Annotated in this window: 17 protein-coding genes; 13 read left to right on the plus strand and 4 right to left on the minus strand. The window is 37.6% G+C overall.

Features of this window, described 5'->3' with window-relative positions:
- Positions 1-184 precede the first annotated feature (184 nt).
- The 10 genes from FLJC2902T_RS07255 to FLJC2902T_RS07300 all read left to right on the plus strand — a co-directional run bounded on the left by FLJC2902T_RS07255 (position 185) and on the right by FLJC2902T_RS07300 (position 6,998).
- A complete protein-coding gene (locus tag FLJC2902T_RS07255) occupies positions 185-1,138 on the plus strand; it encodes an isopenicillin N synthase family dioxygenase (RefSeq protein ID WP_023579152.1) in 954 nt (317 codons plus the stop codon).
- Between the two features lie 139 nt (positions 1,139-1,277).
- A complete protein-coding gene (locus tag FLJC2902T_RS07260; RefSeq protein WP_023579153.1) occupies positions 1,278-1,610 on the plus strand; it encodes a translation initiation factor in 333 nt (110 codons plus the stop codon).
- A gap of 88 nt (positions 1,611-1,698) precedes the next feature.
- A complete protein-coding gene (locus FLJC2902T_RS07265) occupies positions 1,699-2,571 on the plus strand; it encodes a nucleoside phosphorylase (RefSeq protein ID WP_023579154.1) in 873 nt (290 codons plus the stop codon).
- A complete protein-coding gene (locus tag FLJC2902T_RS07270; RefSeq protein WP_023579155.1) occupies positions 2,572-2,949 on the plus strand; it encodes a VOC family protein in 378 nt (125 codons plus the stop codon). It abuts the gene before it with no gap.
- On the plus strand, positions 2,950-3,477 hold the full coding sequence (locus tag FLJC2902T_RS07275) for a GNAT family N-acetyltransferase (RefSeq protein ID WP_023579156.1): 528 nt from the start codon (positions 2,950-2,952) through the stop codon (positions 3,475-3,477).
- The gene (locus FLJC2902T_RS07280; protein WP_035677778.1) at positions 3,474-4,007 is read left to right on the plus strand and encodes a GNAT family N-acetyltransferase; all 534 of its coding nucleotides are present in this window, start codon (positions 3,474-3,476) and stop codon (positions 4,005-4,007) included. The genes FLJC2902T_RS07275 and FLJC2902T_RS07280 overlap by 4 nt, the downstream gene beginning before the upstream one ends.
- A 3-nt stretch (positions 4,008-4,010) precedes the next feature.
- Complete coding sequence (locus FLJC2902T_RS07285; RefSeq protein ID WP_023579158.1) at positions 4,011-4,853, plus strand: substrate-binding domain-containing protein; 843 nt, start codon at positions 4,011-4,013, stop codon at positions 4,851-4,853.
- Positions 4,854-4,876: 23 nt separating this feature from the next.
- Complete coding sequence (locus FLJC2902T_RS07290) at positions 4,877-5,809, plus strand: transglutaminase-like domain-containing protein (protein WP_023579159.1); 933 nt, start codon at positions 4,877-4,879, stop codon at positions 5,807-5,809.
- A gap of 41 nt (positions 5,810-5,850) precedes the next feature.
- Positions 5,851-6,438, plus strand: a complete 588-nt coding sequence (locus FLJC2902T_RS07295) for a DUF3575 domain-containing protein (protein ID WP_023579160.1) — start codon at positions 5,851-5,853, stop codon at positions 6,436-6,438.
- Between the two features lie 11 nt (positions 6,439-6,449).
- Positions 6,450-6,998 (plus strand): hypothetical protein, encoded by a 549-nt coding sequence (locus FLJC2902T_RS07300; RefSeq protein WP_023579161.1) that lies wholly within the window; start codon positions 6,450-6,452, stop codon positions 6,996-6,998.
- A 218-nt stretch (positions 6,999-7,216) separates the two neighbouring features.
- On the opposite strand, the gene FLJC2902T_RS07305 is transcribed toward FLJC2902T_RS07300, so the two are convergent.
- The gene (locus FLJC2902T_RS07305) at positions 7,217-7,888 is read right to left on the minus strand and encodes a uracil-DNA glycosylase (protein WP_023579162.1); all 672 of its coding nucleotides are present in this window, start codon (positions 7,886-7,888) and stop codon (positions 7,217-7,219) included.
- Positions 7,889-7,961: 73 nt separating this feature from the next.
- Between FLJC2902T_RS07305 and FLJC2902T_RS07310 the strand changes: the two genes are divergently transcribed.
- Together FLJC2902T_RS07310 and FLJC2902T_RS07315 are read left to right on the plus strand one after the other, a co-directional pair.
- On the plus strand, positions 7,962-10,133 hold the full coding sequence (locus tag FLJC2902T_RS07310; protein ID WP_023579163.1) for an endonuclease MutS2: 2,172 nt from the start codon (positions 7,962-7,964) through the stop codon (positions 10,131-10,133).
- A 1-nt stretch (position 10,134) separates the two neighbouring features.
- The gene (locus FLJC2902T_RS07315) at positions 10,135-10,548 is read left to right on the plus strand and encodes a thiol-disulfide oxidoreductase DCC family protein (protein WP_035677783.1); all 414 of its coding nucleotides are present in this window, start codon (positions 10,135-10,137) and stop codon (positions 10,546-10,548) included.
- 48 nt (positions 10,549-10,596) lie between these two features.
- Here the strand turns inward: FLJC2902T_RS07315 and FLJC2902T_RS07320 are convergent, their stop codons facing one another.
- The 3 genes from FLJC2902T_RS07320 to aroC all read right to left on the minus strand — a co-directional run bounded on the left by FLJC2902T_RS07320 (position 10,597) and on the right by aroC (position 14,363).
- A complete protein-coding gene (locus FLJC2902T_RS07320) occupies positions 10,597-12,117 on the minus strand; it encodes a T9SS type A sorting domain-containing protein (RefSeq protein ID WP_023579165.1) in 1,521 nt (506 codons plus the stop codon).
- A 181-nt stretch (positions 12,118-12,298) separates the two neighbouring features.
- Entirely contained in the window at positions 12,299-13,249 is a 951-nt protein-coding gene (locus FLJC2902T_RS07325) for a T9SS-dependent choice-of-anchor J family protein (RefSeq protein WP_023579166.1), read from the minus strand.
- A 49-nt stretch (positions 13,250-13,298) separates the two neighbouring features.
- On the minus strand, positions 13,299-14,363 hold the full coding sequence (gene aroC / locus FLJC2902T_RS07330; RefSeq protein WP_023579167.1) for a chorismate synthase: 1,065 nt from the start codon (positions 14,361-14,363) through the stop codon (positions 13,299-13,301).
- 149 nt (positions 14,364-14,512) lie between these two features.
- Here aroC and FLJC2902T_RS07335 point away from each other — a divergent pair, with 149 nt between their 5' ends.
- The gene (locus tag FLJC2902T_RS07335) at positions 14,513-15,349 is read left to right on the plus strand and encodes a UDP-2,3-diacylglucosamine diphosphatase (RefSeq protein ID WP_023579168.1); all 837 of its coding nucleotides are present in this window, start codon (positions 14,513-14,515) and stop codon (positions 15,347-15,349) included.
- Positions 15,350-15,360: the final 11 nt, after the last annotated feature.

Raw genomic sequence — 15,360 nt, forward strand, 5'->3', positions numbered from 1 at the left:
GACTCCGCAGATTTGCGCAGAAAATCAACAGACTTTTCAAAAATCGTTACCATTTTAATTAAATTAAACTCATGTGTTTGCTCTGATTGTTGGCAACTTTATTATTTTAATCCAAAAATTATTCAATACATTTGTTTTTATAATGGTTTTATACCGAAAAAGTTATTAACAAAAACTAAGTACAATGCAAAACATTCCTAGTGTTGACTTACGTGATTTCCTGTCGGATGATCCGGCACGTAAACAAAAATTTGTAAATGAAATCGGAAAAGCCTACGAAGAAATCGGATTCGTAGCATTAAAAGGTCATTTTTTAGATGACAAATTAGTTGATGAACTTTATGGTGAAGTTCGTAATTTCTTCAACCTTCCCCTAGAGGTAAAAAGCAAATACGAAATCCCGGGCATTGGCGGACAAAGAGGCTATGTTTCTTTTGGTAAAGAACATGCCAAAGGACGTTCGGCGGGCGACTTGAAAGAATTCTGGCACTTTGGCCAGTACGTTAGCAACGATTCCAAATATGCTGACGAATATCCGGAAAACGTTACTGTTGAGGAATTACCAAAATTCAATGCCGTAGGTAAAGAGGCCTACAAAATGCTGGAAAAAACAGGTGTTTATGTATTAAGAGCTTTGGCTATTTACATCGGTTTGGATGAATTCTATTTTGATAAATTTATAAAGGACGGAAACAGTATTTTACGACCAATTCACTACCCTCCCATTACAGATGAACCGAAAGACGGAGCCGTTCGTGCTGCTGCTCACGGGGACATCAACCTAATTACGCTTTTAATGGGCGCTCAGGGCAAAGGATTACAGGTACAAAACCACGATGGACAATGGATTGACGCTATTGCAGAACCGGACGAACTGGTAATCAATGTGGGTGACATGTTATCGCGTCACACGAATAATAAATTAAAATCGACCATTCATCAGGTGGTAAATCCGCCGAGAGAATTGTGGGACACTTCCCGTTTCTCCATTCCTTTCTTTATGCATCCTGTAGGCGATATGCCGCTGAACTGTTTAGAGAATTGTATCGATGAAAATCATCCTAAATTATATGAGGATATAACCGCAGGTGATTTCTTATACGAACGCTTAGTGGATTTAGGATTGATTAAAAATTAATTGTAATTTTACTTTTCAATACAAAAGGCATTGAGTTTATTCTTGATGTCTTTTTAATTTATTCAAAGTTCCTTAGTTTCTGAGGCTTAAGAAAAAAACTCAGTTACTTAGCCACTTAGTAACTCAGCAACTCAAAAAAATGGATTTACAAGACCAATTAAAAAACCTGTTCCCCGATCACGTTCCATCTAACGAACCCGAAGAAGTTCACGAGGAAGAACACACGCTTTTCATTCAGAAAGAACCGCTTATCTGCAAATACGAAAAGCGAAAAGGCAAAGCTACCACCATCATCGAAGGATACGAAGGCGATATCGAAGATTTTAAGATCTTAGCCAAAGAAATTAAGACCAAACTCAGCGTGGGAGGAAGTTTCAAAGACGAATCCATTATCATCCAAGGTGATTACCGCGATAAAATAATGACAATTCTTAAAGAGAAAGGTTTTAAAGTAAAACGCGTTGGCGGGTGATTGGCTTGCAGTCACAGTCGCAGTCAAAAACTCAGCAACTAAAAACCTTAGCGCCTTAGTTCCTCAGAACCTTAGCACCCCAAAACCCATGTCAGACATAAAATCATCAGAATTAATATTAAATCCAGACGGAAGTGTCTATCACTTAAACCTGAAACCGGAAAATATTGCACACGACATCATCTTTGTAGGCGATCAGAACCGGGTGGAAAAAATCACGCAATTCTTTGATACCATTGAGTTTTCAATACAAAAGCGTGAATTCAAAACACAAACAGGAACTTATAAAGGCAAACGTTTAACAGTCATGTCTACCGGAATTGGACCGGATAACATCGACATTGTAATGAACGAATTGGATGCTTTGGTGAACATCGATTTGAATACGCGTCAGCCTAAAAAGGAATTGACATCTTTAAACATTGTTCGTATCGGAACTTCGGGATCTTTACAGGCGGATATTTCGGTTGACAGCATTGTACTATCTGAATACGCCATCGGATTGGACAACATGCTTCGCTCCTATCGGATTGATTCGGTTACCGATAAAACCATCGAAGACGCGTTCATCAGCCACACGAATTGGGATTTGCAAAAAGGCCGTCCGTATGTGGTTAAAGGAAGTGAAAAATTGTCGAATCTGATTGAAAGTGATACCATTCACAAAGGATTTACAGGAACCGCGGGAGGGTTTTATGGTCCGCAAGGCCGTGTTTTGCGTTTGAATATTCAGGATGAACAGCTGAACGGTAAAATGGACAGTTTCAATTACGAAGGAATCCGAATGACGAATCTGGAAATGGAAACAGCAGCGATTTACGGTTTGGGAAAACTGTTGGGACACGAAACCTTATCCATGAATGCGATTATCGCCAATCGTGCTAACGGAACTTTCAGTAAAGATCCTTATAAGGCTGTAGACGAACTGATTGTATACGTTTTGAATAAATTAGTCAACTAAATGAAACTGAGAATTGCCAGACATACCGACGATTTGGAAAAAATAAAAACCTTCTATATCGATGTATTAGGTTTTGAACTTTTAGGCGGATTTGAAAATCACGATAATTATGACGGTATTTTCATTGGCAAACCAGATTCGGATTGGCATTTCGAATTTACACAATCGGATACAAAAGCGAATCATTTTTCAGATGAAGACGATATTACAGTTTTATATCCGGAAACAATTTCAGAATACAACAATCTCATTAATAAAATAATAAACAGCAACATATCAACTATCACTTCAGCAAATCCATATTGGAATACAAATGGAAAAATGATACTTGACCCGGACGGATTCAGAATTATCATTTCAGATTTAAAAGCAAAATAAATGAACATCAAACTAGAAACAGAGCGACTTATTTTAAGAGAGATACTTCTTTCAGATGCTGAAGAAATGTTTAAATTGGACAGCAATCCGAATGTAAATACCTATTTAGGGAATAATCCGGTAAAAACGATAGATGAAAGTTTAACGCTTATCAATAACCTTCAAAATCAATACAAAAAAAATGGTATTGGCCGATTTGCAGTTGTATTAAAGGAAACCAATGAATTTATTGGTTGGTCTGGAATTAAATTCTTGACAGAGCCTGAAAACAATCACGTCAATGTTTATGAAATTGGTTACCGGTTACAGGAAGAATATTGGGGAAAAGGGTACGGTAGCGAAGCCGCACAAGCTTGGCTGGATTATGGTTTTTCCGAAATGAAAATTGAAAAAATGTATGCTTCCGTACATAAAGAGAATACCGCTTCGAAACGAATTCTTGAAAAAATAGGAATGCAGATTACTTCCGAATTTTTATGGAATGGAATTCCGTGTTATTGGCTTGAAATGGAAAACAACCTCGTATGAAAATAATCATAGAAACCGATCGTTTATTATTGCGTGAATTACTTCCTTCCGATAAAGAGGGAATTTTTCATTTAGATTCCGACATGGATGTTCATGAGTTTTTGGGCAAAAACCCGATAAAAACTATCGAAGAAGCTCAAACTATTATTGATTTTGTCAGACTTCAATATCAGGAAAACGGTATTGGGCGATGGGCGGTCTTACTCAAAGAAAATCATGAATTCATAGGTTGGGCCGGATTAAAACTGGTCAAAGAAAACATTAACGGACACCAGAATTTTTACGATTTAGGCTATCGTTTCATCAAAAGCTTTTGGCAAAAAGGATATGGTTATGAAGCCGCAAAAGCTTGTTTGGATTACGCTTTCAATGTAATGCATCTTGAAAATGTTTATGCCCATGCCGTGATTGGAAACGAAGGCTCAAAACGAATTTTGGAGAAAATAGGAATGAAAAACACAGGGACTTTCTTTCACGGAGATGATGAATGTGCCTGGTTTGAATTGAATAAGAATGATTATTTACAATAAATTATGAAAACAGTACGAATAGCGGGCGTTCCCGAACATTTTAATTTACCTTGGCATTTTTGCATCGAAAACGGTGAGTTTGACGAAGTGGATATCGATTTACAGTGGACAGACGTTCCTGAAGGTACCGGGAAAATGTGTCAGATGTTGCGCGAAGGAACTACCGATATAGCCGTAATCCTGACCGAAGGAATCATCAGAGATATTGCCGCCGGAAATGAAAGCACCATTGTTCAGATTTACGTACAATCGCCCTTAATATGGGGAATTCACGTGGATGCAAAATCGGGTTACCAACAGTTATCCGACATAGAAAACAAAAAGGTTGCCATCAGCCGCATAGGGTCCGGTTCGCACTTAATGGCTGTTGTAAATGCCAAAAATCAAAATTGGAATACCGAATTACAGTTTGAAATCGTAAATACCATTGACGGAGCCGTTGAAGCTTTATCAAATGGAGCAGCTGATTATTTCATGTGGGAACGTTTTATGACAAAACCACTGGTCGATAACGGTACATTCAGAAGAATTGACGATTGCCCTACTCCATGGCCGTGTTTTGTGATTGCTGTCCGAAACGAATTCCTGAAAACCAACAAACACGTTGTGGAACAGATTCTTGAAATCATCAACAACACTACAATAGAATTTAAGGACATTCCGAGTATCGACAGAACATTGGCTACAAAATACAATCAAAAGTTAAGCGACATTCAGGAATGGCTCAAACTGACGCGTTGGTCGCAAAAAAAACTAGATAAACAAACCTTCGATAAAGTTCAGAATCAATTATTTGATTTAAATTTGATTGCTGATAAACGTGACTACGAATCGGCTGTAAAATAACTATAGCGAAGGAAAAACATCGGATGATTCCAACAATCCCACCAAGACTCAAACAAATAAGAGAAAGGCTTTCTTTACCGAAGCCGTGGGATACTGTTGTCATTTTTTCACTGAATATCCTGATTGCGATTCCCATATTTATCATTGCACACCAAAACCTGATAGATTTGGAATGGCAGGTGCACTTAGACAGAATCTTACTGTTTTTATTCATCTTGATTTCCATTCAGTTGATTTTACGATTATTAAAAACCGTAATCATCATTTGTATCTTCCTATACTTGATTGGCTTGATGTGGGGAACCATTTTCGGAGGATACGGATTTAATGCCGTATATGAAGACTACAGATCTATGGTTTATTCCATGGCAGATGATCCGAACCCTCAGGATATAATTATTTCAAAACTGCTGCCTTTCCCAAATAAAGGCAAAATCATTGATGCGGTGAATTTTGACAATCCGAAAGTCCGGAATTTCGCGCTGATGACCACAACAAAGCATTTTACAAATATCAAAGGCTTTAAACAATACCGCCGAACCATTCAGTGCTTTGCCGCTTTTAAGGAAGTGCGTAACCGATGGAATTATGTAAACGATCCCAAAGGAAAAGAATACATTGCCTACGCAAGCGAATCCCTGCAGCATTTTTCGGGTGATTGTGATGACCATGCTATCCTGATGTCGGCCTTAATCAGGGCAATTGGCGGAACTCCGCGTATCATCCACACCGGAGGCCATTTGTATCCGGAAATGCTTATTGGCAATAAATCCGATCTGGAAAACGTCAATTATCTTATTAAGGAAGTACTTTTTAAAGAGGAAAGCCGCAATAAAGAAGTACATTATCATATCGATGAGCGTGGCCAAATTTGGTTAAACCTGGACTATACCGCAAAATATCCGGGCGGACCTTTTATGAGCGAAGAAATTCTGGGGGAGCTGACACTGAATTAAATAACCTTTCGCTATATTTACTCATATTAATAAAATCGAATATGAAAAAAATAGCTTTTCTGGCGACATTACTCTTTTTTCAATTAACTTCTGCTCAGGATTCCGGAACAACTCAAACGGCAAGTTCTATTGAACTGAAAAAAAATGAAATAAAATTCGATGTGGTTGCTTTAATAGCCATGTCAAAATTTCATGTCAGCTACGAACGTTTTTTAAATAATGATTTTTCTGTAGGCATAAGTGGTGTTTTAAATGCAAGCAATAAAAATAAAGAAGATTTCGATAACGGATTCAACGAGACCTTACCTCAATATGAAGTAAATCCTTTCGTGCGCTATTCCCTTTCAAAAAGTGCCGTGAGCTACTATTTTGTGGAAGCATTTATTTCAGTAAACGGAGGAAAATATAGGGAATTGCGACGTTTTACCGAAGACGGATACGGTTACTGGGACGCTGTGGAAGACAACTATACCGATATGGCCATTGGTGGTGCCGCAGGATACAAATTATACATCAAAGAAAAATTCGGAATCGAAGTATTTGTTGGTGTGGGAAGAAACATTTTGAACATGGAAACCAGTCCGACATACGTTCAGAGAGTGGGTGCTAATTTTGGTTACAGATTTTAATACGCAATTAGATGAAAGCAATAAAACATTTCGTAATAGCAGTTTTTGGATTATTATCCCTGATTTCATGCAACAGTGATGATGAATTTTACAATGCTGCCTATGTATCGGTTCCTGATTTAATAACCATAGACACCCCTGCAAGTTATTCCGTAGGTGACAACGTTTCCTTTCATACCGATTTTTCAAGATATTTACCGGAAGACGGATTTACTGATCCGTTGGACATCTACAAAACAAGTAAAGCGGAATCATTTGGGTTTGCGTATCGTCTTGAAAAAGAGACTGCTCCGGATGTCTGGACTTCTGTTTTTGACAACGGAGATGAATTTAGTGTTGCAGAAGCCGTTTATCAGACCGCTACACAGACTTACAAATGTGATATCGCGACTCCGTTAAATTCAGCCGGAAATTACCGTTTGGGTTTTGGCGAAAGTTACACGGGATATCAATCTACCGATTTGATTTCCAGAAATCCGGAAAACGAGACTTCCGTGCGGATTACAACAAATGCAAACAACACAAACGGTCAGGGGTATTATTACTTTACTGTTAATTAACTGCTATAAAAAATCCCTCAAATTGACTATCGTCTGGATGCATCACTAAAAAATAGTAGACAGATGATCCATATTGAAAAGATTTGCACTGATTTCATATTCTTATTAAAAAAACTTAGCTACGAATTCAGTAATTAATTTGTATAAATTAGTGAATTCGTGGCCAAAATTTTATTTAACTATTTGTGTCCAGACGGTAGATCAAATCGGTAGTTTTATCACCAAACAATTTCCGTTTTTCCTTTTTCCTTCAGAAAGGCATTGGTTTTACTAAAATGCTTATTTCCAAACCACTTTCCCTGATTAGCGCTCAACGGCGACGGATGTCCGCTTTCCAGAACAAGATGCTTGTTTCTGTCGATTTTCAAACCTTTCTTATGAGCAAATCCGCCCCAAAGTAAAAAAACAACGTTTTCTTTTTCATCCGAAATTTTCTTAATCACCGCATCCGTAAAAAGATTCCATTTTAAATGTTTATGACTGTTGGCCAAATCCTTTCTTACGGATAATGCGGCATTTAAAAGCAAAACGCCCTGATCGGCCCAGCGCTCCAAATTCCCGGATGTCGGAAAAAAAATACTGTCATATTCGTCGTTGATTTCCCTGAAGATATTACGCAAAGACGGCGGAATCGGTACGCCATCGTTTACCGAAAAACACAAACCGTTTGCCTCACCAACTCCATGATAAGGATCTTGACCGATAATCACTACTTTAACATCTACAAAACCGCAATGGTTAAAAGCGTTAAAGAGCAATTCCCTTGGCGGAAAACAGGTGTGGTTTTGATATTCCTCCTCAACAGACGCCATTAATGCTGTAAAATAATCCTTTTTGGACTCGGCATCAAAAAAATCCTGCCAGGAAGAATGAATGGATTCGGTAAACATTTGCTAATTTTTTACAAATATAAACAGTTTGTAACTTCACTACTTTGTAACTTTGAGGCTTTGACACTATAAAATGATTGCAATCAATACCAAGACATTACAGGATTTAGAATTCAATACGGTTTTAGAAACCATATCCGCTCTTTGCAACACGGAAATCGGTAAGCAAAAAGCCATGGAAATCAAACCTTTCAATAATAAGGAAACATTGATGAATGCTTTGTTGCAGACTTCCGAGTATGTTTCCTCCTATTCCAATAATAATGCGATTCCGAACCATTATTTTGATGAAATAACGAACGAAATAAAGTTTTTGGCCATAGAAGACAGTTTTCTGGAAGTGGGAAGTTTCAGAAAAATAGCTACCATTTCGGAAACCACGAACAATTTACTTGTCTTTCTTCGAAAATTTGAAGATTATTATCCCAAATTAAGTCAGAAAGCTTCTGAAGTTGAATTAACGAAATTCATTATTCAGAAAGTTGACGAAGTGGTCGATAAATATGGTGAAATTAAAGACAACGCTTCACCTCTACTGGTAGAAATCCGCAAAAACATGAATCTGGTTCGCGGAAAAATAAACCATAGTTTCGGAGCGGCTTTGTCGAGCTATAACAGTTTGGGGTATTTGGATGATATTCGTGAAACCATCGTTGATAACCGACGTGTTTTAGCCGTTTTGGCAATGTACCGCCGAAAAGTAAAAGGAACGATTCTCGGAAATTCCAAAACCGGGAGCATTACTTATATCGAACCGGAAGCCACTCTACGTTATTCCAGAGAATTGAATAATCTGGAATATGAAGAAAAAGAAGAAATTGTTCGGATTCTGAAGCAGTTAACCAATGTTATTCGTCCGCACCTTGAACTTTTGAAACAGTACCAGGATTTTTTGAGCGATATAGACGTTATTGCCGGAAAAGCACGTTATGCAAACAAAATCAACGGATTGTTACCTGCAATAACTGAAGAAAAAAGATTGTTTTTCAGGGATGCTTTCCACCCTATTCTGTTGCTGAATAACAACGCGAAAAACGCTACTACTTATCCTCAAACCATTGAACTTCAAAATGACAGCAGAATAATTGTAATTTCAGGTCCGAATGCCGGCGGTAAAAGTATTACCCTAAAAACAATCGGTTTACTGCAATTGATGCTGCAAAGCGGAATGCTGATTCCGGTTCATGAGCGAAGTGAAACGTTTTTATTCGATCGGATCCTGACGGACATCGGCGATAATCAATCCATTGAAAACCATCTAAGTACGTACAGTTACCGATTAAAAAACATGAACTACTTTTTGAAAAAATGCAATTCAAAAACACTGTTCCTGATTGACGAATTCGGTACCGGTTCCGATCCGGAATTAGGAGGAGCTTTGGCCGAAGTTTTCCTTGAGGAATTTTATCATCGGGAAGCCTTCGGAATCATTACCACGCATTATACCAATCTGAAAATATTAGCTAACGAATTGCCGTTTGCCATCAATGCGAACATGCTTTTTGACGAAAAATCTCTGGAACCGATGTATAAATTGCATCTGGGTCAGGCAGGAAGTTCATTTACTTTTGAAGTGGCTCAGAAAAACGGGATTCCCTTCGGTTTAATCAATCGGGCGAAAAAGAAAATTGAAGGCGATAAAGTACGTTTTGACCGAACTATTGCCAATCTTCAGAAAGAGCGCTCCAAAATGGAAAAAACATCCCAAAACCTGAAGGAAGAGGAAACCCGAGCACGTGAAGAAAGTAAAAAGATGGAAAACATCAATACCAAGATTCAGCAAAAACTGGAAAGCTACCAGGAATTGTATGATGCCAATCAGCGTTTGATTTATATGGGTCAGAAAGTGGATGATATTTCCGAAAAATACTTCAACAATAAGAACAAGAAAGACTTAATCGGTGAATTTTTAAAGATGGTGGAAATCGAAAATTCCAAACGAAAAAAAGTCACTGCCAAAGAGAAGAAAGTCAAAGAAGTTATTGTAAAACAGGTTATTGAGGAAGTGAAGGAAAAGGTAGAAGAAATCCGCAAAGAAAAGAAGGAGAAAAAAGTAAAGGCACAGAAAGAAGAAGCGAACAAACCGAAAATCCCTTTAAAAGTGGGTGATCGTGTACGAATGATTGACGGAAAAGCAGTAGGAAGTATCGATAGCATTGAAAAAAATAAAGCTACGGTAAACTACGGTATTTTTACATCAAAAGTAGCTTTAGACAGTCTGGAACTGGTGGAAAGAATGAAATAACATGGAACTACCTAGAGATAAAAAAATTATTCTTTTTGATGGTGTCTGCAACTTATGCGACGCCACTGTTCAAATGGTTATAAAAAAGGACAAGCAGGATGTTTTTCGTTTTGTGGCCCTACAATCTGATTTGGGCAGACAAATAACAAAACACATTGGTGTTGACACATCAAAAACCGACAGTATCATTTTATACGAACCCGGTCATGCCTACCATATAAAGGCTGAAGCTGCTATAGAAATTGCCAAATCCATTGGTGGACTTTATGCTATACTGGGTTTGTTTTCCGTATTTCCAAATTGGATGAAAAACAGTGTTTACGATTTTGTAGCCAGAAACCGCTACAAATGGTATGGAAAGAAGGAAAGTTGCATGATTCCCACTCCGGAAATTAAAGCTAAATTTTTAGAATAAAAAAAGCCCTGAAAAATCAGGGCTTATTGTTTTTATCTCTTGAACATATTAGTTCTTGATAATTTTCTTAGTAGCAGTACCTTCATTTGTTTCGATATTCATGAAATAAATTCCTGAATTTAAATCGGATACATTAATCTGAGTTTCTGCAACTCCGTTTACATTTACTGTTTTAACCGTTCTTCCGTTAATATCATTAATTACCACTGTATTAATCTGAAGATTTTCCGCATTTGAAATGTTTACAACATTATTCACTGGGTTTGGATAAACTGATAATTTAGATGAAATAAAATCATCAGTTGATAAAGTTTGGGTTACGGTAAAATTATCTATAATCAATGCGTGAGCAGCACCACCTGCATTTGCCGGGGAAGTATGTTTAATACTGAAATAATACACTCCGGTTGTTGATGGAGTAAACGTATAAGTCTTTAATACGAAAGCCGAACCCGAGAAAGCTGTTTCTGAACCAATCAAGTTTGTTTGAGAAACAACAGTTTGAGCAGAACCATGTCTTACTTCGAATGAAGAAGTACTTGTCGTATTACCTGTAGCTCTATAGTTAAGAGCATAAAAAGATATCGTTGCCTGCTGTCCTGCCACTAAATTAATCCCACGGGAAATTACAGATGAGTTTGTCGGACCAGTAGTAACACTTGAAGAAAAAACTGAAGTTGCGCCATTTTGAACTGTTGGGTTGCCAACACCCGCAGCATTGAATGACCAAGCTCCTCCAGATACTGGTGCAGGATCAGCCCATCCGATAAAATTAAAAGCAGTATCTTCAAAACTGGTATTATAGGTTGGATTAACTGCCGGGAAAACAGTATTAAAATTAACTGGCCCTGCCCAAACACTATAATTACCTGATCCACAATTAGTTCTCACATAGAACGAATAAACAGTACCCGGAGTTAGGGATGTTAATGAAACGCTTGTTGTAGCAGCATTTGTATTGACAGTAGTTCCTGTACCCTGAGTAAAACCTCTCACCCCATATTCAAACTGATAACCAGTTGGTGTTCCTGCAGTAGGTGCTGTCCAGCCAATTCCAGCTGTTGTTGTTGTTGGAGCTGCTGTATAGGTAAAATTCGTAGGTACAAAACATGTCTGTGCCGTAAACGTAAAATCAAAAAAACGAGTTACACTTTCCCATTTGTTATCCCATACGATGTAGTAAGTAGTCCCTGCTGTAACGGCAAAATTTTCAACTTTTGATCTGTAATTTGATGCGGATACATCATCATTACCTGCTACACAAGTTAAAGTTGAACAAGTTCCGGTAAAAATACTCATACGTGTGTCTGCATTAGCCGGATTGGCAGCTATGTCAGCGTTTACTGTAATCAAACCGCTTTGGGTAGGTGTAAATTTAAACCACATTGCAGCAGATGGATTTGGTGCGGCATAACAAGAAGTAGCAGGATAAGTACCTGTTATCGCACCTGTTGAATATTGACCGTTTGTTGTCAACGTATATGCCGCTGCACATGTCGTCGTTCCTTGAGCAAATAAACTAACACTACCAATAAATAATAGTGTAATTAATAGTAATTTTTTTTTCATTTTATTTTTTTTGATGAAATGCAAAGGTACCCCTACACATTAAAACAAAAAAAAACATTTTCGTGACATTTCTTTAAAAACAAGATAACACTGAAGATTTGATTACATCTTTTGATGTCAGTTTTAATCACAAAAAAAGCCCTGAAATTCAGAGCTAATTTGCTTACTGTTTTTGAAAAAGTCAGTTCTTGATAATTTTCTTTGTTGCAATACCCTCATCAGTATCAATATTCATAAAATAAATACCTGCATTCAATTCAGAAATATCAATCTGTGTTCCAGTAGCCCCTTTAAAATTACTCGAATTCACTGTTCTTCCATTAATATCAAAAAAAGAGATTTTATTAATCTGAATATTTCCGTTGTTGGAAATCGTCACCATACTGTTGGATGGATTCGGATACACGGAGAATTGGGAAGAAACAAAACTATCTGTTGATAAACTTGTAGCTGTAACTTTAAAATCGTCCACCATGAACATGTATCGGTCATTAGAAATGCAATGAATACCAATTCTTACTGTTTGACCTTCATAGGCAGCCAGTGATTGGGTTCTCTCCGTCCACGTGGTATAATTAGCAGCCTGAAGAAACGGTAAGGGTGTGATAATAGTAAAATCAGATGATTGGGTAGGATTACCACTGCCAATATATACTCCAATCGTAAAACGCTCCGCACCAAAACAATCGGACAATGCTTTATACCAAATACTCAATTGTAAACCAGTCTTTCCCGCCAAATCAATGGGCGGACTGATTAACCAATCATCATTAGCCGTCGGTCCACCTGTTGTTGATGGAATGGCAGCCCAACTCACAGCACATTTTGCTCCTGTTCTTGGCGTAAAATTGAGATTTTCTATTGGGTTACAGTCACCAGTGCTGTTAGTAACCAACGCAGTGGTCGGATTAAAAATCTGAAAAGCCTGTGGAGCACCTGCATTTGCCCAAGTAGGATCTCCGGCAGTACCACCTGTATACGTGGGCAGCATATCCAAATCGAGAGTTCGCCACTGACCAATTCCCGTAATCAGAAAATCACCATAGGTATCAAAACTATCCTGAAATATTGTTATTTGAGAAAAGCCGAAACATGATACCAAAATCGAGCATAAAACCATAATTTTTTTCATAATTTCTAACTTTTAATACACAAAATTAGAACTTATAATTAGCTTTATGTTATTTTTTAACACTATTTAATAGTAAATAAAAATCTGCAAGAACCAATGCTGCCATAGCTTCTACGATAGGTACTGCTCTTGGCACCACACAAGGATCATGCCTTCCCTTACCCTGCTGTTCAATTATATTCCCTTGATTATCAAGAACATTTTGCTTTTGAATTAATGTGGCAACGGGTTTAAACGCTACACGGAAATAAATGTCCATTCCGTTTGATATTCCGCCCTGAATTCCGCCCGAAAGATTCGTTTGCGTCGTTCCGTCCGGATTGTACAAATCATTGTGCTCACTCCCTTTCATTTTAGCACCGCAAAATCCGCTTCCGTATTCAAACCCTTTTACTGCATTTATAGACAGCATCGCTTTACCCAATTCGGCATGAAGTTTATCAAAAACCGGTTCCCCCAATCCTATCGGTACATTTTGTATTACACAAGTAACCATTCCTCCAACGGTATCACCTTCTTTTCTGATTTGTCTGATATAATCTTCCATTTTGGCTGCTGATGCTAAATCGGGACAGCGGACAGGATTACTTTCAATCAACGAAAAATCCAGATCCTGATAAGGTTTGTCAATAAAAATCTCACCTACAGATGAAACGAAAGCATTTATTTTAATATCCGGAATAATCTGTTTTGCAATGGCGCCGGCCACTACCCTGCTGGCAGTTTCCCGTGCGGAACTTCTACCTCCTCCACGATAATCACGTATACCGTATTTCTTTTCATAGACATAGTCGGCATGACTGGGACGATAGGTATCTTTTATATCCGAATAATCATCTGATTTCTGATTGGTATTAGGAATAACGAATCCGATGGGGGTTCCCGTAGTTTTTCCTTCAAAAATTCCGGAAAGAAATTGTACTTCATCCTCTTCTTTGCGTTGGGTAACTATTGCTGATTGCCCGGGTTTTCTGCGTTGCATTTCTTTCTGAATTGCATCAAAATCTAATTCAATTCCGGGAGGACAACCATCAATTACTCCTCCAAGTGCCTCACCGTGCGATTCCCCGAAAGTCATCAGCCTTAAAATAGTTCCAAAAGTATTTCCTGCCATTGTTTACCGTTATTTAAACAAAAATAAGTTTTTTCGGCATTTAATTTAAAAAAAGCCGTCATTTTTCTTTCCCAATTAAGTATTCCTTAATTTTCAGATAATATTCCGTTTACAATAAACTCTTTCTTTTGTGACAAATAACAAAGATTTTGAAAAAAAGAAATATTGACATCGTGGTTATTTCTGATGTTCATCTTGGTACTTTTGGCTGTCACGCTAATGAATTATCAGAATATCTGAAAACAATAAAACCAAAAATTTTGATTCTGAATGGTGATATTATCGATATTTGGCAATTCCGAAAATCCTACTTCCCGAAATCACATCTTAAAGTAATCAAAAAAATTCTGGATTTTACATCAAAAGGTACCAAAGTATACTATATCACGGGAAATCACGATGAAATGTTACGTAAATTCAGTCCGTCTCAATTGGGCAATTTTTCCATTATCGATAAATTGGTTTTAGAAATTGACGGCAAAAAGGCCTGGTTTTTTCACGGTGATATTTTTGACAATTCCGTTCATCACGCCAAATGGATCGCAAAACTTGGAGGAATTGGTTATGATTACCTTATTTTGCTTAATCGCTTCATCAATTGGTGCTTAACAAAGATAGGAAAAGAACCCTACTCACTCTCAAAAAAAGTGAAAGCAAGTGTGAAGAAGGCTGTAAAATTCATTTCCGATTTTGAAACAACTGCTTCCGATTTAGCCATTGCCAACAACTATGATTTTGTAATCTGCGGACACATACATGAGCCAAAAATAGAGGAACGAAACAACAAAAAAGGAACAACAACCTACCTGAATTCAGGAGATTGGATAGAAAACCTAACTGCGCTGGAATACAATAAACGAAAATGGAAACTCTATAAGCATGAAAAAATGGCGTTTCCCATCGAGGAAGAGGATTACTTCGAATTTGAGGAAAAACTTTGCGAACAACTTATTATATCAAATATTTTAACAAAAAATCAAAGATAGTTTCATTTTTA

Source organism: Flavobacterium limnosediminis JC2902, assembly GCF_000498535.1.
In the GTDB taxonomy this organism is placed as follows: Bacteria; Bacteroidota; Bacteroidia; order Flavobacteriales; family Flavobacteriaceae; genus Flavobacterium; species Flavobacterium limnosediminis.